The sequence below is a fragment of the Candidatus Sneabacter namystus genome (assembly GCF_008189685.1).
GTDB lineage: Bacteria > Pseudomonadota > Alphaproteobacteria > Rickettsiales > Rickettsiaceae > Sneabacter > Sneabacter namystus.
Genome location: NZ_CP043312.1, coordinates 190,564 through 213,624, shown reverse-complemented (window position 1 = coordinate 213,624; position 23,061 = coordinate 190,564). Strand labels below are relative to the sequence as shown.

Sequence of the window (23,061 nt, the reverse complement as noted above, 5' to 3'; positions counted from 1 at the left end):
TCATAAACAACAGTTGTCAAATTTAACAGACGCATATAGCCTGACTTTAAAAGGTGTGGAAACTATAAAAGTTAAGGTGCAAGTTCAAATCACTCCGGGCATTCCTACATTCACAATAGTTGGACTTGCAGATAAAACTATCGCCGAATCAAAAGAACGAGTAAGAGGCGCCCTTACATCTATAGGATTAGCACTACCAGCAAAACGTATCCTTATAAATCTTTCGCCAGCAGACTTAAACAAAGAAGGAAGTCATTTTGATCTACCAATTGCATGTGCTATTTTGTCAAACTTAGGAGTATTGCCAGAAGAAGCAGTACATGAATACATCATCCTTGGAGAACTAGATTTAAGCGGTCATATTTTACAAGTACCTGGTGTATTGCCAGCAGCTATGTGCGCAATGTCAAATAATATGGGTATCATATGTCCTAACGAAAATGGACCAGAAGCTATATGGTCTGGAAACGAAGATATAATTGCAGCACAAAATCTTTTATCATTGCTAAATCACTTTAAAGGGAAATTAACAATACCACAACCTATTCCATCTATCCTTGCCATCAACGATCAAGAATTAGATTTTAAAGATGTAAAAGGACATATATTCGCCAAAAGAGCAACAGAAGTTGCAGCTGCAGGAGGACACAGCATGCTCATGTTTGGACCACCAGGAGCAGGTAAATCAATGTTAGCAGAGCGCATACCTGGAATTATGCCACAGCTTTCAAAAGAAGAAATTCTAGAATCCAGCATGATATATAGTGTGGCTGGCCTAATTAAAAATGGAAAATTAACAACTAACAGACCCTTTCGATCTCCTCATCAATCAGCTTCAATGGCATCTATTGTAGGTGGCGGTATAGGAAATAAAATAAAGCCAGGAGAAATATCTTTAGCTCACAACGGAATACTGTTTTTAGATGAATTGCCAGAATTTCCTCAAACTACTATAGACGCCCTAAGACAACCACTTGAGAAAAAAGAAATTTTGATCTCACGTGCTAGCTTTCATGTTACATATCCTGCCAATTTTCAACTCATTGCAGCCATGAATCCGTGTAAATGCGGATACCTAGGTGATATTGCAAAGCAATGTACACGAGCGCCTACATGCGGCAAAACTTACATGTCTAAAATATCAGGCCCTATTTTAGATAGATTTCACATACACATAGAAGTCTGTGAGCCAGAATATGAAGACACACCACAAAAAGTAGAAACTTCTGAAACAATAAAAAAAAGAGTTTTAAAAGCAAGGGCTATACAAAATACACGATACAACGAATGCCAATTCTCAACTAATGCAAATGCAAAAAATATAGAACAATACACTCAATTAGACGAAGAAGGGGCAGCTATATTAAAACAAGCTGTAAAAAACTTTAGACTTTCTGTAAGAGCCCATCACACAATCCTAAAGATAGCAAGAACTATAGCAGACTTAGAAGAATCTGAGCACATATCTAAAGTACATCTCTCTGAAGCCTTAAGTTACAGGCTAAAAGAATATTCTAACTTCAATAATTAAAGATTATCTGCATGCCCAGCTGCCAACGATTGCACAAAAGACAAAAAATCTGATACATTATCAAAACTTTTATAAAGAGCAGCAAAACGTATGCTGGCTAAAACATCATGCGATACAAGAATCTTCAACATTCCAGAAACAATTTGCTGAGTACTGATCTCTTGCCAAGAGAATAAAGAAACAAAGTCTACAAAAGAATCTATAATTCTATCTATATAAGGCTGTGAAACAGAGCCATCTTTGAAGACATTAAGTACAGAATCACGAAGAATGCTTCTATTAAAGGGCTCTTTAATACCGGAAGATTTAATAACGTACACACACTCACTGACGACCCTTTCAAGGGTGGTAAATTTTTTATTACATTTACCACACCATCTGCGTCGCTTCACCGAATACTTTAAACACCTTGAATCTTTAACCCCAGTATCAAAACCTTCGCAAAAAGGACACAGCATCTATAACTAAATTACCTATTCTTAAATTTTTCCTCAGCTTTATCTCTTTTCCAATGTTCATTCCTCATACGCTTTCTACTTCTTTCAAACTTTCCACTTTGATCGTTCTTCCCATGCTCGCTATTCCTACTTCTTTTCCTTTTATTCTTTTCTATTAAAACGCTAACCTCTACATCGTAGTCTTTGATAGAAAAACGCACTCTCCCTCTATCTTCTCCTATGACAACCATATTAACCTTCTCTCCTTCTGAAAAACAGTCTCGAAGATCATTAACTGTAGAATGAGATACTTCACTAATATGCACAAAGGCATCTTTCCCCATTCCGCAGTCTACAAAAATACCAGAATCTATAATTTTAACTATTCGACCTTCAAATTTAGTACCTATTTCAGCTGAGGCCCCAGTAACACCACGAATCATGAGTATCGCTTTTTCCACAGCAGCAGCATCTACAGCTGCAACAGTCACTACACCGTCATCATTAACATTTATTTTTGCACCAGTCTTTTCGCAAATATCCCGTATTACCTTACCTCCAGGACCAATAAGATCTTTTATGGAATCCTTTGCTATGTTTAGTGTATGAAAAGATGGAGCATATCGACTCAACTTTTCCCTAGGAACTGATATCGTATTTTTCATTTTAGACAATATATGCAACCTACCGTCTTTTGCCTGAGATAAAGCAGTTATCAATGTATCCAGAGTTAAGCAAGGTAATTTACTATCGAGCTGTAAAGCTGTTACCCCTTCTACAGAACCAGCAACTTTGAAATCTATATCACCAAAACTATCTTCTTCATGAGCAATGTCAGATAATATAGCAAGCTTGTCTTTTTCTTGAACCATACCCATAGCAATACCTGCAATCATACTCTTTATAGGCACTCCTGCATCCATTAAACTAAGTATTCCAGCACAAATAGTAGCTTGAGAACTGGAACCATCTGACTCTGTCACATCTGCACATACCCTTACAGTATAAGGAAATTGTTCTTTAGAAGGCATAACGGCATTGATGGCCTTGCGAGCCAACTGACCATGCCCTATCTCCCTTCTACCAGGAGCTCTAAGCGCTCCGCACTCACCAGCTGCAAACGGAGGAAAAGAATAATGCAACATAAAGCTTTCCCTATAATCATCAATAACATTACCGATAATTTGCCCATCATCTTCTGTTCCAAGCGTAACAGTAGCAATAACTTGCGTATCACCCCTTGTAAATAGGGCAGATCCGTGAGTACGAGGAAAGATACCTGATTCACATTCTATCTCTCTTATTTCCGTATTATTTCTACCACCGATTCGACCTCTACCTTCGATAACATTGTCACGCATTATACTCTTTAAAAGCTTTTCCACATCTTTTTTTACATCAGACAACGATACATCATCATCTTGACATTTTTCTAATATTTCTCTACTTAATAACTCAAAGTATCCAACTCTTTCATACTTGCAAGAAATGTTCAAACCTTCTTGCACTCTATGTTCAAATGCTTGAGCAAGATTCACACGCTCTACATCTTGTACTGTATTAGAGCGCCAAATAAACTCCTTACCTATCTCTTTCTTCATTTCTTCCATACAATCCACAATATGAGCAATGGAATCCATAGCAGTCTTTAATAAACTAGACAAATCGTCCTCTTTAACCTCTTTTGCCTCAGACTCAATCATCACAATCTCACGATGCGTTGCACTAACAACTAAATTTACATCGCTAGCTTTGATTTGCTGTATTGAAGGATTAACAATAACTTCTTTGTCTAGTTTGGCAACTCGCACAGCTCCAGATATACCAACTAACGGAGCTCCAGAAATAGAAAGAGCAGCAGAGGCTCCGACCATAGCTATCATCGCAGGATCAAAATTTGGATCATAAGACAAAACATGAGAAATAATCTGTACCTCATGAAAAAAGTGATCTTCAAACATGGGACGCAAAGCCCTATCTATCAACCTTGAGATTAAAACCTCTCTATCTGAAATCTTACCCTCTCTTTTTAAAAATCCACCAGGAAACTTACCAGCAGCAGAAAACATCTCTCTATAATGCACTGATAAAGGAAGAAAATTACACGATGCCAACGGCTCTTTGCCAAGTACCACAGTATTCAGAACCACGGTATCCCCAACTGTTGCAAGGATAGCACCATCCGATTGTTTAGCAATTTTTCCAGATTGCAACACTAAAGTACCAGAACCAAATTGCAGCGATTTTTCATACAACCCAGTCTTCTTAAATCTCTCCATTCTTTAATAACACCTAAAAACTTTATAAAAATTCAAAAAATAAACATCTGTTTTACACAAACAGATTGAAACAAAAATTATTACACACAAAACACATTGCATTTTATACATTATGTCTGCAGTCACGATATAATGAAACAAGAAAATAACAAAACGTTAACTTTCAACAAAAAATTCACATAATTTATCAAACGTTACCTCTTTTTCTACTCCAGTCACAAAATCTCTAACACGTACGACGTTAGATGCTAACTCTTGATCACCTAATACAATCACATATTGAGCCTCGCAATTATCAGCATTTTTCATACGTCTTTTAACAGTTCCTTCCACATCTACTACAATGCGATAATGGGAATTTAATTCACGCCTAAGTTTATCAGCCAAAATCAATGCATATCCAGTAGCAGAATCAGTTGGAATAATAAAAATGATGGGAGTTTTTTTAAAGTACAAATTCTTGATCATAAGGCATATACGATCTAAGCCCAAAGCAGCTCCAACAGAACAACGATAGGAAAATCCCATATTTTCCGACAAACCATCGTACCTGCCTCCACCACACACAGCAGCTTGAGCTCCTATCTCGTCACTAACAAATTCAAACACTGAATGATTATAGTAATCAAGACCCCTGACCAAAGTTTCATCTAACTCATACTTCACTCCTAATTTTGTCAAACTAGATAATAATTCCTCAAGAAATTGTTTCGATGAAATTGTGTAATAACTCGAAATAGAAGGAGCAGATCGTCCTATTTCTATATCTTTTTCGTCCTTAGAATCAAGTATTCTAAGAGGATTTTTTTCCAACCTAACTTTACTATACTCTGATAAATCGTCTTTAAATCGTTCAAAATATTGACTTATAGCATTTTTGTATCGAAAACGGGATTCGGAACAACCAAGTGAGTTAATCTTCAATTTAATGGCATGATCCAAATTTAAAATTTTCAATATATTGTCTATCATACATATCAACTCTGCATCTGCATAAGAAGAACTAGTTCCTATGTGTTCCCAGTTCATTTGATATAATTGACGCTGTCTACCCATTTGAGGTCTCTCGTAACGAAAAAGTGGACCATGAGAAAACAGTCTTAAAGGCATACGCATGTCCTCTGAACATACGGCTCTCATTATCCCCGCAGTAAACTCAGGTCTCAACGTTAGAACCTCTCCTCCTTTATCTTCAAAGGAATACATTTCTTTACTTACAATATCAGACCATTCTCCCAAAGTCCTTTTATAAGTATCCTCATATTCTAAAACAGGAACCTCTACAGGCTCAAAACCATAACTCTCAGAAACACTCCAACACCTTTCTATTATCTCTTTCCTCAATCTACATTTATCAAAAAAAATATCCTTGGTACCCCTAACTTTCCGCATAGCCATATAAACCTTTATACTTTTCTAAAAGAAAACAAATAAGCAAAATAAACACCAAGCCACACTGTAATCCAACCAAAGACAAATTTTGCAACAACTAAAGATTCAAGCAATTGCTTTACTATCATGTACAGCAAAATCATAGAAGCAGTAGTGGATAAAACATATAACGCAGGACAAACAAAAGACCTTTTTACATTAGAAAACTTTACACGCAATGCACATGCTAACACCATCATGACAAGGTATTCCCCAGACGTACCAATACTTGTTACTTTTGCTATTTGGTTGTAAGGAGTTAAACCTCCTATTAAAGATACTAACACTATACAAAACAATAAACCAAAAATAGGCGTACCTCTTTTATCTACAATGCTAAACCACTTAGGCAACATACCATCTCTACTAACAACAGCAAAAACTTTCGACTTGGAATTTAGCAACACTATCACAACAGAAGAAATAGAAAAAACTATAACAGCTCCAACCATTTGACTAAGAGCGCTATATCCGCAGGCGTCCATAACTTTCAAAGATATGTCAGGAAAGCCAAGGTTAGTGTAATGTACAGCCCCTACTATAAAAAACGATACAATAAAATATATCAAAGCTGTAATTAATATCGAAGACAACATGCCAATCACAACGTCCCGAGAGGGGTTGTGACACTCATCTGCCATAGTAGGAATGACACTAAATCCAGCAAAAGCTCCAAACAGTATAGCAGACCCTATTAAAGCGCTATCAAAACCAAAGGGTATAAATTCCTTCACATTACTAACTTTGAAATAAGGCACTATAAGAATCACAAAAGCCACAATAATAAAGAATTTAAGATACACAAAAAAATTGCTCATTCCTTTACTACCTTTACTCCCCATACAAGATACTCCTCCCAAAATACAAGTCACAATAATACTAGGTACATTGATAATTCCACCTTCTAAAGGCGTCATAAGAAACTTTTGTGGAATTATAAAGCCAAAATCTCTAAATAAAGTGACGCAGTACGTCGCCATGCATGAAGAAGCCAACGCTGCACCACTCGCTAACTCCATCATTAATATAGATAAAGCAAGCCAGGCACCAATATCTCCAACAACAGCACCAGCATAACTATAAATACTACCAGAGGTGGGAAAAGTAGATGTTACTTCCGCATAAGGAAATGCAATAAGTACAGAACATAAACCAGCTATGACATAACATATAGCAACAGAAGGCCCACAATATGCAGCAGCTATCACACCTGTCAAAGAAAAAATAGCAGAACCTACCATTGCCCCTAAACCCACTAGCGTCAAATCAAATGCTCCAAGATGTTTCACAACATTGGATCTTTTTTTTACGTTATCAATAGGAAGTTTTTTGAAAATTTGTATCATGATATTCTGATATGTTATGACGAAACTTAACTAATCTTGTGTGAAATACTTCAATGCAACTACGCGGTATAAGATACAAAAAGATCCAATGAAAAGGATTTCAAACAATTCAACCAAGTTAAATTCTTAAAGGGTGGTATTGTATCCTTAAAGCTACATTTTTTCAAGTAAGGCAAAATTAAGAATAACAAAACACTATTTCTTACTTACATTTGATGTATTTTCTATCCATCCACCTCCCAATACTTTTACTCCATCATAAAAAACACATACTTGGCCAGGAGCAATGGCTTTTTGCGCCGTCAGTAAACATACACAGACCTTTGTTATGTCAGATGTTGGATATATCTTGGCATCTACAGCACAAAACATAGATCTAACCTTGACCTGCACCTCCAACCCGTCAACACAATCTAAACCGCAACCGAGAAAATTCACATCCTTTACTATAAATTTTACTTTATACAAAGCTGACTCGGGCCCAACGTATATTACATTATTTACAGCATCTATCTTAATTACATAGAGTGGCTCATGAAAAGAGATTCCTATACCCTTCCTTTGTCCTATTGTGTATTTCATCACTCCCTCATGCTCTCCAACTTTATAACCATCTACATGCATGATATCGCCTTTTTTTATGGCATCTGGCCTGATCTTTTTCACAAAATCAACATACGAACCATGAACAAAGCAAATATCTTGACTATCAGGTTTATCAGACACTAGCAGCCCTAGTCTCTGCGCATGTTTGCGAGTCTCCTCTTTGCTCATATTGCCTAAAGGAAACTCTAGATACTCTAATTGCTCTTGAGTAGTAGCAAAAAGAAAATAACTTTGATCTTTAGAAAGATCATAAGCTTTATGCATTTCAGCAACTCCATTATGTATAACTTTAGAAACATAATGACCTGTCGCCAAACGATCAGCTTTTAATTCTTTAGCAACTTTCAATAGATCAGAAAATTTCACAGTTTGATTGCATCTAACACACGGAGTAGGCGTTTCTCCAGCAAGATACGTGTCAACAAAATCATCTATAACGGATTGACGAAACCTACTTTCATAATTCAATACATAGTGAGGTATACCCAAATTATCCGCAACAAGCTTAGCATCATAAATATCAATCCCAGCACAACATGCTCCTTCTTTCTTAGGGGTATTACCAGCGTTATATAGCTGTAAAGTAACACCTATAACATTATACCCAGCCTCATGCAAAAGAGCTGCCGTCGTCGAACTATCCACTCCACCTGACATAGCAACTGCAACGGTGCTATTTTTAGGATCTAAACCATCAATTAACATACTCTCTCAAAATTAGCAATTAATAGGAAATTTATCACACAAACTCTTAACAATCGCCTTCTTTTTATCAATGATATCTTCTACATTTTCCCAATTTTTGACATCAAGAACGTCCGCTATACAATTACCTATGATCTCAAACTCAGTTTCTGACATACCACGAGTAGTACAAGCAGGGCTACCAAGCCTTATACCAGAAGAAATAGCAGGAGGTCTAACATCAAACGGAACACTGTTTTTATTACACACAATACCTATAGATGCTAGTCTAAAAGCAGCCTCTTTGCCACTTAACATATCTAATTTTAAAATTATAACATGATTATCAGTCCCACCAGTCAAAACACTGTAACCCCTTTCTTGTAATACACGTGCCAAAGTTTTAGCATTCGTTATAACTTGCTTTGAATACTCTTTAAAAGCAGGTTGCAATGCCTCAAAAAACGCAGCTGCTTTCGCTCCAATAGTATGCATAAACGGACCTCCCTGTATTCCAGGAAATACTGCTGAATTAACCTTTTTTGCTATATCTGCATGATTAGTCATTATTATACCTCCTCTAGGACCACGTAGAGTTTTGTGTGTAGTAGATGTCACAACATCCGCATATCCCAATGGATTTGGATGTAATCCAGATGCAATCAAACCGGCGATATGAGCAACATCAGCAAGAAGATAGGCCCCAACCAGCTGAGCAATATGAGCAAATTTAGAAAAATCTATAACCCTAGAATATGCAGAGCAGCCACATATAATTAGTTTTGGCTTATATTGTATAGCCAATTTATGAACTTGTTCATAATCTATCAAATAGCTGATCTCATTAACACCATACGATACAGCGTTAAACCACTTTCCCGACATTGTAACTTTAAATCCATGAGTCAAATGCCCACCACAATCTAAAGACATGCCCAAAATAGTATCTCCAGGTTTAAGTAAAGCAAGTAAGACAGCCTGATTGGCCTGAGATCCAGAATGTGGCTGCACGTTAGCATATTTTGCACCAAACAACTCACACAGCCTCTGCTGAGCAAGATTCTCCACCTGATCTATTATATCGCATCCTTCATAATAACGCTTACTACTATATCCTTCAGCATACTTGTTAGTCAAAACCGATCCCTGGAACTTTGATACGTTAGAACTAACCAAATTTTCCGATGCTATCAAGTCTATGCTTTCTTGTTGTCTTTTTACTTCCTTATCAAGTAAAGCATTTAATTTCTCATCTTTTATCATCACATCATTTACCGTAAATACTTTCTTTTTCTGTTAGCCTATTAATGAAATTTGTAGCCAAATTTATTCCTCTGACATCTATAGAATGGGCTAAGTGCATTAATTTATGAGATGATACATCACATCCATTATCCTCTAAAAACTTCTTGGCACTTACAAGATAATCTACAGGTACAACATTGTCATCAGAACCATGAATCATGCAAATGGGTGCTTTATTATTCATCACTTCTCTGCCTAAAAATGCACCTGAAAAACTAATAGCCCCTAACAAATTTTCTGAAAAACTTGTTACAAAGTCCAGCGCTACCATACCCCCTTGAGAAAAACCAATCAATAAAACCTTAGACCACTTTAAGTTAACAGACTGACGCTTAGTATCTATAATATCTAATATACGTCTTCTGTTACGACATAACTCTTCAAAACACGAGTCCAGCCCTACGTAATGAAACCAACTATATCCAAATCCTTCACATTGTTCCACACCATTAGGAGCAAACCAATATATTTTCTGCAAAGTAGTAGAAATGTAAGGAACAAGGCTAATTAAATCCTCAGAAGAGGAACCATATCCATGCAAAAGAACTGCTAAAACCTCTGCATCTTCACAGGCAATTTCATGTCCTATATTTGTTCTACTTACTTTCATTGTAATACTTGCAATACTTATTTATCAGACATTTTGTACAATTAGGTTTACGTGCTTTACACACATATCTACCATGAAGAACAAGCCAATTGTTTGCGTGATTCAAACACTTTTTAGGTAATATTGCAACTAAATCTCTTTCCACACCAAGTACGGTGGTAGCATCACTCCAACCTATTCTTCTTGCAACACGAAAAACGTGTGTATCAACCGGCATCGTTTGAGCTCCATATGCATTGTTTAAAAAAACGTTGGCACTCTTTCTTCCAACTCCAGGCAACTGAACTAAATCTTCAAAATTAGACGGAACTTGTCCATCATACTTGCTTTCTAAAATATGTGACATCTTTAATATGTTTTTTGCCTTTGTTCGATATAAACCTATAGTCTTTACGTAGAACGATAAATTTTCTTCTCCCAATTTTATAAATTCCCTGGGAGTACTGTACATTTCAAAAAGACTATGAGTTGCCTTATTTACACCTACATCAGTAGCGCGAGCCGATAGCACGATAGCAACTAATAAGGTAAAATGGTTTTTATAATCTAATTCAATTGTAGGGTTAGCACACCAAGAACGCCAGGCGTCCAATATCTTCGTTACAAATAACCTATCATTCATATACACTAACCAATATCATCTGTTTATACTTTTATACAACATTTGCATAGATAAAAAACAACCTATAAACTCGCTAACATAGACTTTATCTATTTACAAAGATACATACAATGAAAGAAAATGAAGATGAAAATCAATTAAGAAAAACAGCTATCGATTTTATCCAAAAAACAATAAAAGAAAAAACTATTGTTGTGTTCATGAAAGGTACACACAACTTTCCTCAATGCGGCTTTTCAGCGCAAGTGGTCAACATCTTAAGAAAAAACAAATTTACGTTTTGTGATGTCAACATATTTTCTATTCCGTATCTTAGAGAAGAAATAAAACAATTTAGCAATTGGCCAACAATACCTCAATTGTATGTGAAACAAGTATTTGTAGGCGGATCTGATATAGTGTCCGAAATGGAGTCTAAAGGAATTTTTTTTCAGGAAATAAACAACTTGATCGAAAGTCACAAATAAAATATATCAATAATAAAACGTAGCTTATAAACACAAGATCTAACTAAAACACTCCCTTGCACTGAGACACTGTGTTAAGTAATATGTTTGAGTAGTCTATTAATTGAATTTACGTATGCACAAATTTTACTCAATAATGTTATTAAAAGAACAGCTTACCTTAATATCATCGAAATTAAGGCATTTGCTACCAATTTTGCCAGCTTTGTTCCTATGTAGTTGCACCAGTACAGATTTGGTGAATTTAGCATCTGGGAAAGGTTTAGGAACTGTATCGAAAATTCCACGACCTGAAAAAATAATCTCTTCCGTAATAGATAAAAATATAGCGGCTACTAGGCAGTACAGCATGCCAAAAGAAATTTATGAAGAAAAGCTAACAGATGAAAAATTATTCTTTGAACAAGATCTAAAAAATGACGACCAGAGTAAGAAAAAAATTCATGACAATAAAGGAAAACTTATAACACTATCGTGGCCAATAAAAGGCAAAGTAGTCAACAAATTTAAAGAAACAGTAAACGGAAAATCGATATCAGGAATCCATATATCAGCCAAGAAAAATCAAGAAGTGTACTGTGCATTACAAGGTAAAGTAACATACGTAGGCCCGCATTCACAATTTGGCAAAACGATAATAATACGATCAGAAAATGGAATAAAGATTGCGTATGCATATCTATCTAAAACATTTCCTAAATTAGGGGATCAAGTCAAACAAAAACAATTGCTAGGCTTGGCATGCGGAACAAAAGAACATCCTGTATTGTATTTTGCTATGCAAAAAGGCACAATATCCGTCAATCCAATGCAATATCTAGAACGAATAAATTATATGCCTAAAGAAGTACCTTTCGTAAAAATGCATGGTTTGGGAAACGACTTTGTAATAGTAGAAGATAAGTTCTTCAACTACCAAAACGCAAAGCATGAAGTAAAGTTGGTATGCGATAGAAGACTAGGAGTTGGATGTGACCAAATGATCGTTTTTTCCAAAACTCTACCAGACGAATACGGCATGGTTGTTTTTAACCAGGATGGTTCAAAAGGAGAAGTTTGCGGCAATGCTACAAGATGCTTAGCCTGGTTGTGTTTTCAAGACACAGGCAAACAGAACTGCTCCATTCGTGTTCTAGATAAAGTTATACCGTGCTTTGTATCAGGAAAAGATAAAATCAGTGTCAATATGGGAACACCAAAGTTTCAAGCAGAATGGATGCCATCATCTGATATCATGTGGAAACTAGCTAAAAATTATTCCTTAAACGCCAGAGAGATGATGTGCGTTGATATGGGTAACCCGCACTTGGTAATTCTCAACCAAAATATCACAGAGAATTTTATGTCAAAAGTAGGAGCCTGTCTTTCGTCTCATCACTCTTTTCCAAAGGGAGTAAATGTCAATTTCGCAAAAATAAAAAACGATGCTATCCATCTTAAAGTATGGGAACGAGGCACTGGACTTACTTTAGCATGTGGTAGCGGTGCATGTGCGACATTTTCTGCAATAAACAAAATGGGGTTCGTGAACGATGAGGTAACAGTAAAATTTGCAGTAGGAGATTTACAATTATCTTTGCAAGATAGCAATGTTATAATGGAAGGTCCTGTAGAAAAAACAATAGAAGGTACGTTTACCTTATAAAGTAACATGGCAGAAAAAATAAAAACAGCTGGTAATCAAGTCATAAATTTGGGATGCAGACTCAATATTTACGAAGGAGAGGTAATAAAGAAACATTTAATTGACACAAGTAGTACAGAGTGCATAGTAATAAACACATGTTCAGTCACTCAAGAAGCGCTCAGAAAATCAAAACAAGCAGTACACTCTGCCTGTAAAACACATCCAAACAAAAAAATCATAGTCACAGGCTGTGCGGCACAAATTAAACCGCATGATTTTTCTCAAATGCACGGTGTTAATTTAGTGCTTGGAAACGAAGAAAAAATGAATCAACAAAGCTACGTTGATCTGAATCTGAAAGATAAGATACAAGTAGGAGACATATTGTCCTCTAAACATACTAATAAAAATATAATTCAGCACTTCGAAAATCATACTAGAGCTTTTTTAGAAGTACAAAATGGTTGCAATCACAGATGCACTTTTTGTACCATACCATTTGGAAGAGGTAATAGTAGGTCAACTCCAATAGGATCTCTAGTACAACAAATTAAAACCTTGGTATCAAAAGGATATCAAGAGGTTGTACTTACTGGAGTAGATATTACTGATTATGGAAAAGACTTACCAGGCGAACCCACGTTGGGGCAAATGGTAAAGAGAATTTTAAACTTAGTTCCTGACCTTCCTAGATTAAGATTATCTTCTGTAGATGTAGCAGAAATCAATAAAGATTTGTTAGATGTGATACAATCGCAACCAAGATTCATGCCGCATATACATCTTAGCCTACAGTCTGGAGATAACATGATTTTAAAACGAATGAAACGTAGGCATACAAGAGAACAAGTATTAAAATTTTGTAGCTTTGTGAGAACTTTAAGACCAGAAATAGCGTTCGGAGCTGACATAATAGCAGGATTTCCTACCGAAACAGAAGAAATGTTCCAAAATACAATAGATCTGGTTAGAGAGGCAAAAATTCAATTTTTGCATGTATTCCCATTTTCACCTCATGAAAATACACCAGCGTCTAGAATGCCTCAGGTAGCTTTCGAAAAACGAAAAATACGTGCAAATATTTTAATTAAAGAAGGAAAACAACAACAACAGGAATTCTTTTCTAAACATCTAAATACACATCATATAACTTTAATAGAAAAGAATAATAAAGGTTACACGGAAAACTACATACCAATCAAAGTAGAAGGAGGCGTTATCTCACCGAATACATTGATTAAGGTTAGGCTAAAACACGCCAATACTGATCATGTTTTATCACAAAAAGTTACATGAATGCTTCTTTATATGAAATTACAAAAAAAATATCAATAATAGGAGCAGGTGCGTGGGGAACGGCAATAGCAATTCAGTTATGTAAAAATGTTGATGAGCTGGTAATTGTTACACGCCGCTTAAATGTTGCAAATGCAATCAATACGCATAAAAAAAATATCTCTTTACCAAGCTTTCCTTTATTACCAAAAAATTTAATATCGTCTACAAACATTCAAGATATACAAGATTCTCAGTGCATAGTCATTTCCATTGCCTCACAGGACTTTAAAGACACACTATTACAATTACGTTCTCTTAAAATTAGCAAAGAAGTTATCATAGTAATAGCAACAAAAGGATTACTAACAGACGGATCTCTTCTCTCCTCAATAACAAGCAAAATATTAGGGAATAGGTGCGCTATACTAGCAGGACCTAATCTAGCAATAGAAGTTGCATGCGATATGCCATCTCATACTGTCGTAGGGGCGGACACAATGCCTTTTGCCCTTGAAGTATCTAAATTGATCAGTACAGACAGTTTTGTTGCTCACCCAACAACAGATATAGTGTCTTTACAAATTGCAAGCTGTGTAAAAAATGTGGCTGCTATATTATCAGGTATGTCTGACGGGCTAGAATACGGAGCAAATAATAAATCATGGATAGTGGCTTTAGCGCTAGAAGAAATAGAAATATTCTCAAAACAACTATCATCTCAATGTAAAGTTATACAATCTAAAGTTGTAGGAGACTTGTCACTGTGTTGCAATAACTCAGGATCAAGAAACAACACTTTTGGCAATAAGTTGGCACAAACTCCTAAAGAGAAGAGAATGGACTTTATCAATGACTACCCAATATTAACGGAAGGAAGAAACAATTTATTACAATTAACAGCGTTAGCAAATAGGCTAAATCTAAAATCAAATCTCTGCTCTGTATTAAGTAACATTCTGGAAGAGCCAGAAAATTTAGAATCGCATTTTAACGCTATAACAAGATTAAAGGATCAATAATTTAATCTTTTTTTGCATTATCCTGATCAAGATTGAGACTAGACGCCACAACATGAAGAACAGAGTTAACAAATCCAGCATTGCATGCAAAACTAGCTGTTATGTTAGTAAACTCATTTAAAACCACTACCACAGGAACATCTTTACCACCAGAGCACATTAATTCTGCAACGCCAGCTCGTAACAAAGACAAATGTAATATATCAGTTTTACAAGAAGCATGCTTAATAATATGCTCATCCAATATATCCAGCTTATTTATTGCAAACTCAGATAATCGCAAGAAGTACCTATTATGCAACTTGATATTGTAAGCAGAGTCAAAATCTTCCAGATAGTCTTTTTTTAGATAATATTCTGAGATAAACCGCATTATATCTGTTACCGGAGCAGACCTCCCACTAAATTCATGTAAAAACAACACCTGAGTCAAAGCAAGACGTGCAACAGTCCTAGAATGTAGCAAAACCATAGCTATTTTTGTAAGTACTCAAAATTTATTACCCTGCTGTACCGTTCTAAAACAGCTCCAAGTAAAACTTTCAATACAGTACTGTCTGCAATTGTTACATTTTCCAAAAAAGTGTTCAGAGGTAAAGATATAGCATATAGGCCTACAAGTGCGCTTTTATAATCCCAACTAATACTAAATGAATCATAAGAAGACATGCCTTCTAAAACACCACGTGCATATTCTTCATACAATTCTGGAGCCCCCTTTTTTCTAAATTCTGAAAGTAAGGCAGAAAAATGCTCTCCTCTACGAAGTACATGTAAAATTCTACTTTCTTTGTTTACGTCATTCATCACTTTACTAGCAAATTCAGCTGTCACGCCATTTGAACGCGCTAAATTGTGTACTCTTTTGAACACCTGAACGATAAATTCATACCGCGTATGCTTAACAAAGTCCTCCAAGGCATGTAGCTTAGAAGATACTTTTGATATGTCATAATCATTTGCCTCCATCACCGCTTCTATATAAGACAATGATCCAACATTACTCTCCAGTAAAAAGTTTTTATGACGATGTTTAATAAAATTCACTATTTCTCGCATAATATTGTCTTTATTAGAGATTTTATCAGAATAAAAGCCCAAGCATCTTGCTATTATGGTCATTAAATCTCCCACCCCTACATCTAAAATAATTCTGATAATACCTATAGCCAATCTTCTCAAACCATAAGGATCCTTGTTTCCAGTAGCTCTTTCCCCTACAACATATAATCCGACCAAACTATCGACTTTATCTATCAAAGATAACTGCTTAGCAATATTATGAGTAGGCAAACTATCATGTAATCCTTGAGGCTTGTAGTGCTCTAAAATAGCTTTTGCAACATCATCATTTAAACCAGCATTCAACGAGTAATGGTATCCCATAACACCTTGTAAAGAAGATAAATCTGATACAACATCTCCGACTAAATCACATTTACAAAATTTAGCAGCCTCTGACAAAACTCTCTTGTCATAAGCATTCAGTGCCATAATTTCAACAATATCTTGCAATCTGCGCGTCTTATCTTGTATAGAGCCTAAAGATCGATGAAATAACACATGTGCCAACTGTTCATATCGCACATCAAGTGGTACTTTCAAATCTTTCTCATAGAGAAATTTTGCATCTTCTAGCCTAGCTTTGGCAACTCTTTCATTATCACGCAAGATAGCTCCACGAGGGTCTGTAAACATATTAGTCACAAACAAAAAATATGGCGCTAAATTACCATCGTCAAAATATGTTGGTATATATTTTTGATGTTCATTGATTACTACAGTCACTAATTCAGAAGGCAAAGAAGCATAAGCCTCATCTATCTTACCGCATAAAACATTTGGATATTCGACACTACACGCAACTTCATCTAGTAATTTGCCACATAATTTATTGCGCAAAGATTTATCTTTAAAATACTGCTCTGCTTGTTCTTTAATAGATGCTACTTTGTCTTTGTGATCTAAAATCACAAAATTATTTTGCAAACCTTCTAAATATTCAGACCAAGAGTGCACCTGTATATAATTTTTGGAGAGAAACTTATGACCAAACGTAACATCACTGGCCTGCAGGTGATAATACTCTATTGGAACAACAGTATCATCAAACAAGCATAATATACTTCTAAGCGGTCGAGGCCAAATGCAATCGTTATCAATCCATCTCATACTCTTCTCCCAACTAATAGTACCTATAGCTTTTGGAAGCATGGACTTCAACACCTCAACACTAGAAACTTTTTCAACAGGCTTCATATAATAATAGTACCGATAACACCCAGAAGTCACAACTTGCAACAAATCACTCTGTGGAGTTATGCCGTATTTACTACAAAAACCTAATAAAGCGCTTCCTCCAGCATCTACCCTAGGACCTTTAATATCTTGACTTGCATGCTCCACTTCTTTAAGCATACCAGAGACATGAAGTGTAATACGACAAGGGCCAACAAATACTTCTAGTGCATCATAGACAAAATTATATTCCGATAACATCTTAGCAAAAATATCAGGGTAGTCTTTCTTAGCCTGATTTTGAGCAGAAAACGGTAACTCCTCAGAGTATAACTCTAATATCAGTTCAGACATTTTCTACCTTTTGCTTTTTTAATAATCCTTCACAACAAATTTTCGCCAAGTACTTTATTTTAGATAAATTCGATTCCCTTTCTATCACACTAAGCGCTCCCCTAGAATCCAACAAATTAAACATATGGCTTGCTTTTGCACAAAAATCATAAGCTACAATGGGCAAATGTGCTTTTACCATCAATTCACATTGATCATAATAATCCTGAAAATGTCTCTTCAGCAAGGTCACATCAGCATATTCCACATTAAATGCTGAAAATTCGCGCTCAGCGGGAAAGTCTATATCTTCGTACAAAACAGGCAATTCGGCATTGTTCCAAACAATTTTACCAAATGACTCCACTCCTTGAACATACATAGCCACTCTTTCTAACCCATAGGTAATTTCCAATACTGGCGGACTACATATCTTGCCAGCTATTTGCTGCATATACGTAAATTGAGAAATCTCCATACCATTACATTGAATCTCCCATCCGAGCCCCCAGGCACCAAGTGCAGGGGATTTCCAATCATCTTCTATAAATCTTATATCATTTAAACTATCTATACCGATAAAAGCCAAACTATCCAAATAAGTAGACTGTATATCTACAGGTGCTGGTTTCATCAATACCTGAAACTGATAATAATGCTGAGTGCGATTAGGATGGTTAGCAAATCTGCTATCTGCCGGTCTACGAGTAGGTTGAACATAAGCTACGTTCCAATCACTACGACTAGATACGGCATATAAAGCAGTAGCAGGATGAAAAGTACCAGCCCCCATTTCTAAATCGTATGGTTGTAATATGGTACATCCATGCTCAGACCAAAATTTCTGCAAATTAAGGATGATATCTTGAAAAGATAAAGGTTTATCGCTCATCTGATAAAATTAATTAGTAGGTTATCTTATTTGAGTATCGCAGGATCTACGTCTTATTAAAGAGAAAATGTATTACATCTCCGTCTTGCACAATATACTCTTTACCTTCAATACGCATGTTCACCTTCTTGCCTGTGTTTAAATAATCTTCACAAGAAATAACTTCAGCTTTAATAAATCCATCTCTAAAGTCTGAATGTATCACTCCACCTGCATCAGGGGCTTTAGTACCTTTACTAATAGTCCACATTCTAGTTTCTTGAGGACCAACCGTAAAATAACTTTCAAGATTTAACAGTGAATATGCTGCTCGTGCAACTCTTTCCACGCCACTTTCTTTGAGGCCCAAAGTATCCAAAAATTGCCTCTTTTCAGCGTCAGATTGTAATAACGACACCTCATACTCTATTTGAGCAGAAAACGATAACGGTATATCATTTCTTTCTTTCAGGTAAGCATAAACAGAACGTAAATATTCATTACCGTCATTGATACACATATCCGGAATGTTACATAGGTATATACAAGGCTTACTGGTAATAAGATTTAAAGATAGAATGACATTTTTTTGAACATCAAAAATATCAGATTTAGTTATTTTTATACCTTTTTCTAAAAGCGCAATAAGGTCTAAAATGACTTTTTCTTTATTTTGCGCGTAAGAATCTCCAGATTTAGCTTGTCTACGCCAAGTGGTTAATTGTTTTTCCAATGATTGCAAATCTGCTAGCATAAGCTCTGTCTCTATGACTTGAATATCACGCACAGGATCTACTGTATCAGACACATGTAATATGCTTCTATCGTCAAAACACCTTACTACATGCATAATAGCATCTACCTCTCTTATATGAGAAAGAAACTTATTTCCTAACCCTTCACCTTTACTGGCGCCGGAAACCAATCCAGCAATATCAACAAATTCCACGTAAGCAGGGATGATAGAATCAGACTTAGCATGAGCAGCTAATTGTTGCAAACGTATGTCAGGAACAGGAACCTTAGCAGAGTTAGGCTCTATCGTACAAAAAGGATAATTAGCTGCCTCAGCTTTGCTAGAACCAGTAAGAGCATTAAACAAGGTAGACTTGCCAACATTAGGTAACCCTACAATACCGCATTTAAGACTCATGTTGCTTCTTTATTAAACGTTCGTTTATATATTTCCTTATATCTTTCCATTCACCTAAATCAAAACTTTGCGCTATAAATTTAGTAATTTCTTTAATTACAGTAAGTTCGTCACCACTAAACCGAGACAACACATAATTACTCACATCACCAAAATCAGGACGCCCTATACCAATTCTTATTCGCCAATATTCATTTCCCAAAAAGGTATCTATAGATTTAATTCCGTTATGCCCTCCGGCACTACCAGCTTTTTTAAGCTTAACTCTACCTAATGCCAAATCAATATCATCATGTATTACTATAACTTTATCCGGGTCAACCTTGTAATAATGCACTACCTTACCTAAAGAAACACCAGAATTATTCATCAACAAAGATGGTTTTACCAAAGTTACATGACACGCATTGATAGATAATTTTGCAACAAAGGCGTCAAATTTACTACAGAAAGTAAATTCCTCACAGTACTGCTTTGCTATCATATCTACCACAAAAAACCCAACATTGTGACGTGTACAACGATATGTCGTTCCAACATTGCCAAGCCCACACACAAGAATCATATATACATGAATCAAGAAAGTCTTTAAAAAAAAGTAACTCAATTATACACTTAAGGCACTTATACAAAACGTTTAGAATTTTAGCATGATTTCAATATCTTTACCCAACGGAAAAACAACTCAAGTGGCCTTAGGCTCTTCTGGTATACAAATAGCACGTACTTTAAACATTGAAAATGCTGTAGCAGTGTTAATAGAAGATAAATTATATGATTTGCGCGACATCTTTGACTCTCAATGCACAATGCGCATTATTACTACACAAGATTCTGAATCTGTGGAGGTGTTAAGACACGATGCAGCCCATATATTAGCTCAAGCGATAAAAAATCTTTACCCAGAAGCAAAAATTGCTACAGGACCTGTAATAGAAGACGGCTTTTTCTACGATATAGACCTAGAATATAAAATAACAGAACGTGATTTTCAGAACATAGAAAAAGAAATGAAAAATATTGCTAAGTCTAACTGTGAAATAACGAGAATAAACATGTCACGAGAAGAAGCAATAGATTTTTTCTCTCAGCAACAAGAAATGTACAAGGTAGATATTATAAAAAACAATATACCAGAATCGGAACAAATAACTTGTTATAAACAGGGGAATTTTACAGATCTGTGTAAGGGTCCTCACGGATTAAATACATCATTTGTACAACACGTAAAATTAATGAAGGTATCAGGATCATACTGGCGGGCAGATAAAAACAATAAAATGTTGCAAAGAATCTATGGAACAGCATGGAGTTCAAAGCAACAATTAAAGGATTATTTGCTTATGTTGGAATCTGCAAAAAAACGTGACCATAGAAAAATCGGATCGTACTTAGATCTGTTTCATTGGCAAACAGAAGCTCCAGGTATGGTATTCTGGCACCCGAACGGTTTCGCAATACTAGATGTCATACAACAATACATAAAAAAGAAACTACAGAGAAACAATTACGTACAAGTACAAACTCCAATATTATGTTCAAATGATCTGTGGCGCACCTCAGGACATTTGGATAAATTTTCAGAAAACATGTTTATCTTAAGTAAAGAAGATATGTCTCTTAAACCTATGAATTGCCCATGCCATGTAGAAATATTTAAACAAGGGCTAAAAAGCTACAAAGAATTACCAATAAGAATGTCAGAATTTGGAATCTGTCATAGAAACGAAGCGTCAGGAGCATTACATGGATTAATGAGAGTGCAAAGCTTTTCTATAGATGATGCTCATATTTTTTGCTCTGAGGAGCAAATAACAGAAGAAACAATTAATTTTTGCACACTGTTACAAGAAACGTACAAAGATTTTGGTTTTACCAACATAACAATGAAATTTGCAGACAGACCAAAAGAACGAGTAGGAAATGATAGTACCTGGGACCATGCAGAACAATCGCTACTAAAAGCAATAGAAAAAACTAATATCCCTTATTCTTACGAAAAAGGAGAAGGAGCATTTTATGGACCTAAAATAGAATTTCATCTGCAAGATGCCATAAAAAGAAACTGGCAATGCGGCACATTACAATTGGACTTTATACTTCCTAAGAGACTCTCGGCAACGTACATAGACTCTAGTGGGGAAAAATGCTACCCAGTTATGATTCACAGAGCTATATTAGGATCTTTTGAAAGATTTATAGGTATTCTAATAGAACATTATGAAGGCAAGTTGCCAGTATGGTTATCACCTGTACAAGTTAGCATAGCCACCGTTGTTTCTGCATGTACAGATTATGCCACCTCGGCACACAAAATCCTTGTGCAAAACGGTGTTCGCGCTGCTCTTAATATAAAAAATGACACCATAGGGTATAAAATAAGAGAAATAACAAAACAAAAAATTCCTTTTATCGCAATAATAGGAAACAATGAAATGAATGAGCGAAATATCAGCGTACGTGATAGAGAAGGTGTAACAACCACAATGCAAATAGAGCAACTTATCAACTTGATCAAATCTTCTTACCCTATTTAATTTCCAAGGGTGTTGAGCTTTGTATCAGAAAAACTTATACTTGCTCAGTCGTGATATTATGTTTTAGTACCAAGTGGTACTGACATTGTAAATTATATATGTAGGTATTTTATACAGAAGTTTATAGGTAAGTCTTTCAAGGCAAATAACCAAATTGTAGCTAAAGAAATTAGGCTGATTGACGTCAATGGACACATGGTAGGCGTATGTCCTTTAGAAAAAGGGTTAAGTATGGCTGCAGAACAAAACCTTGATTTAATTGAAATTTCTGCAACAGCATCACCTCCTGTATGCAGAATAGCAGATTTAGGAAAGCTCAAATATCAAGCGAAAAAAAAGCTGCAACTTGCAAAAAAGAAACAAAAAAAGGTTGAACTGAAGGAGGTGAAAATGAAGCCATCAATAGAAGCTCATGACCTTGACGTCAAAATAAAACAAGTTACCAAATTTATACAAGATGGAGCCCAAGTGAAAATATACATGAAATTCAAAGGCAGGGAGGTATTATTCTCAGAACAAGGAAGAAAAGTGTTAGATAAAATTTGGGATAGTGTCTCATCTATAGCAACAAAAGACTATGAACCAAAATTCGAAGGAAGAAATATGGTGATGCAAATATCTCAAGCCAAAAATAGATAACCATCAATAGACATCTTCATTGCCATTTTATCCTCACCATGTGATAAG

Annotated in this window: 20 protein-coding genes; 7 read left to right on the top strand and 13 right to left on the bottom strand. The window is 35.7% G+C overall.

Features of this window, described 5'->3' with window-relative positions; translation table 11 throughout:
- Positions 1 to 13: 13 nt before the first annotated feature.
- Positions 14 to 1,531 (top strand): YifB family Mg chelatase-like AAA ATPase, encoded by a 1,518-nt coding sequence (locus FZC37_RS00885; protein WP_172619324.1) that lies wholly within the window; start codon positions 14 to 16, stop codon positions 1,529 to 1,531.
- Here the strand turns inward: FZC37_RS00885 and FZC37_RS00880 are convergent.
- The 8 genes from FZC37_RS00880 to nth form a co-directional block, all read right to left on the bottom strand.
- Positions 1,528 to 1,989, bottom strand: coding sequence for an NrdR family transcriptional regulator (locus tag FZC37_RS00880; protein WP_148951854.1), 462 nt, complete (start codon positions 1,987 to 1,989; stop codon positions 1,528 to 1,530). The two genes, FZC37_RS00885 and FZC37_RS00880, sit on opposite strands and share 4 nt — an antisense overlap.
- Positions 1,990 to 2,000: 11 nt before the next feature.
- A complete protein-coding gene (gene pnp / locus FZC37_RS00875) occupies positions 2,001 to 4,247 on the bottom strand; it encodes a polyribonucleotide nucleotidyltransferase (protein ID WP_148951853.1) in 2,247 nt (748 codons plus the stop codon).
- Positions 4,248 to 4,403: 156 nt separating this feature from the next.
- Positions 4,404 to 5,639: a histidine--tRNA ligase gene (gene hisS / locus FZC37_RS00870; RefSeq protein WP_216363376.1), complete on the bottom strand. Its 1,236-nt coding sequence runs from the start codon at positions 5,637 to 5,639 to the stop codon at positions 4,404 to 4,406.
- A gap of 14 nt (positions 5,640 to 5,653) precedes the next feature.
- Positions 5,654 to 7,024 carry an APC family permease gene (locus FZC37_RS00865; protein ID WP_148951851.1) on the bottom strand — a complete coding sequence of 457 codons (1,371 nt, stop codon included), beginning with the start codon at positions 7,022 to 7,024 and terminating at the stop codon, positions 5,654 to 5,656.
- Between the two features lie 195 nt (positions 7,025 to 7,219).
- Positions 7,220 to 8,335, bottom strand: coding sequence for a tRNA 2-thiouridine(34) synthase MnmA (gene mnmA / locus FZC37_RS00860; RefSeq protein ID WP_148951850.1), 1,116 nt, complete (start codon positions 8,333 to 8,335; stop codon positions 7,220 to 7,222).
- Between the two features lie 12 nt (positions 8,336 to 8,347).
- Positions 8,348 to 9,577, bottom strand: coding sequence for a serine hydroxymethyltransferase (glyA, locus tag FZC37_RS00855; RefSeq protein WP_148952237.1), 1,230 nt, complete (start codon positions 9,575 to 9,577; stop codon positions 8,348 to 8,350).
- Between the two features lie 4 nt (positions 9,578 to 9,581).
- Positions 9,582 to 10,229, bottom strand: a complete 648-nt coding sequence (locus FZC37_RS00850) for an alpha/beta hydrolase (protein WP_148951849.1) — start codon at positions 10,227 to 10,229, stop codon at positions 9,582 to 9,584.
- The gene (gene nth, locus FZC37_RS00845) at positions 10,216 to 10,851 is read right to left on the bottom strand and encodes an endonuclease III (protein ID WP_148951848.1); all 636 of its coding nucleotides are present in this window, start codon (positions 10,849 to 10,851) and stop codon (positions 10,216 to 10,218) included. Before nth ends, FZC37_RS00850 begins: the two co-directional genes overlap by 14 nt.
- Before the next feature lie 110 nt (positions 10,852 to 10,961).
- Between nth and grxD the strand changes: the two genes are divergently transcribed.
- The 4 genes from grxD (at position 10,962) to FZC37_RS00825 (ending at position 15,242) form a co-directional block, all read left to right on the top strand.
- Positions 10,962 to 11,318: a Grx4 family monothiol glutaredoxin gene (gene grxD, locus FZC37_RS00840; protein ID WP_148951847.1), complete on the top strand. Its 357-nt coding sequence runs from the start codon at positions 10,962 to 10,964 to the stop codon at positions 11,316 to 11,318.
- 115 nt (positions 11,319 to 11,433) lie between these two features.
- Positions 11,434 to 12,963: a diaminopimelate epimerase gene (gene dapF / locus FZC37_RS00835; protein ID WP_148951846.1), complete on the top strand. Its 1,530-nt coding sequence runs from the start codon at positions 11,434 to 11,436 to the stop codon at positions 12,961 to 12,963.
- A gap of 6 nt (positions 12,964 to 12,969) precedes the next feature.
- A complete protein-coding gene (gene mtaB / locus FZC37_RS00830) occupies positions 12,970 to 14,241 on the top strand; it encodes a tRNA (N(6)-L-threonylcarbamoyladenosine(37)-C(2))-methylthiotransferase MtaB (RefSeq protein WP_148951845.1) in 1,272 nt (423 codons plus the stop codon).
- Positions 14,238 to 15,242: an NAD(P)H-dependent glycerol-3-phosphate dehydrogenase gene (locus FZC37_RS00825; protein ID WP_148951844.1), complete on the top strand. Its 1,005-nt coding sequence runs from the start codon at positions 14,238 to 14,240 to the stop codon at positions 15,240 to 15,242. Before mtaB ends, FZC37_RS00825 begins: the two co-directional genes overlap by 4 nt.
- 1 nt (position 15,243) lies before the next feature.
- Here the strand turns inward: FZC37_RS00825 and FZC37_RS00820 are convergent, their stop codons facing one another.
- The 5 genes from FZC37_RS00820 to pth are packed head-to-tail and all read right to left on the bottom strand — an operon-like array spanning position 15,244 to position 20,402.
- A complete protein-coding gene (locus tag FZC37_RS00820; RefSeq protein WP_148951843.1) occupies positions 15,244 to 15,714 on the bottom strand; it encodes a transcription antitermination factor NusB in 471 nt (156 codons plus the stop codon).
- Between the two features lie 2 nt (positions 15,715 to 15,716).
- The gene (glyS, locus tag FZC37_RS00815; RefSeq protein WP_148951842.1) at positions 15,717 to 17,834 is read right to left on the bottom strand and encodes a glycine--tRNA ligase subunit beta; all 2,118 of its coding nucleotides are present in this window, start codon (positions 17,832 to 17,834) and stop codon (positions 15,717 to 15,719) included.
- A complete protein-coding gene (locus tag FZC37_RS00810; RefSeq protein WP_148951841.1) occupies positions 17,827 to 18,705 on the bottom strand; it encodes a glycine--tRNA ligase subunit alpha in 879 nt (292 codons plus the stop codon). The genes glyS and FZC37_RS00810 overlap by 8 nt, the downstream gene beginning before the upstream one ends.
- Before the next feature lie 46 nt (positions 18,706 to 18,751).
- Positions 18,752 to 19,837 carry a redox-regulated ATPase YchF gene (ychF, locus tag FZC37_RS00805; protein WP_148951840.1) on the bottom strand — a complete coding sequence of 362 codons (1,086 nt, stop codon included), beginning with the start codon at positions 19,835 to 19,837 and terminating at the stop codon, positions 18,752 to 18,754.
- Complete coding sequence (pth, locus tag FZC37_RS00800; RefSeq protein WP_148951839.1) at positions 19,827 to 20,402, bottom strand: aminoacyl-tRNA hydrolase; 576 nt, start codon at positions 20,400 to 20,402, stop codon at positions 19,827 to 19,829. The genes ychF and pth overlap by 11 nt, the downstream gene beginning before the upstream one ends.
- 85 nt (positions 20,403 to 20,487) lie before the next feature.
- On the opposite strand from pth, the gene thrS reads away from it, so the two are divergent.
- Both thrS and infC read left to right on the top strand, forming a co-directional pair.
- A complete protein-coding gene (gene thrS, locus FZC37_RS00795; protein ID WP_148951838.1) occupies positions 20,488 to 22,374 on the top strand; it encodes a threonine--tRNA ligase in 1,887 nt (628 codons plus the stop codon).
- An 84-nt stretch (positions 22,375 to 22,458) separates the two neighbouring features.
- Positions 22,459 to 23,013: a translation initiation factor IF-3 gene (infC, locus tag FZC37_RS00790; protein ID WP_148951837.1), complete on the top strand. Its 555-nt coding sequence runs from the start codon at positions 22,459 to 22,461 to the stop codon at positions 23,011 to 23,013.
- The last annotated feature ends 48 nt before the right edge of the window (positions 23,014 to 23,061 follow it).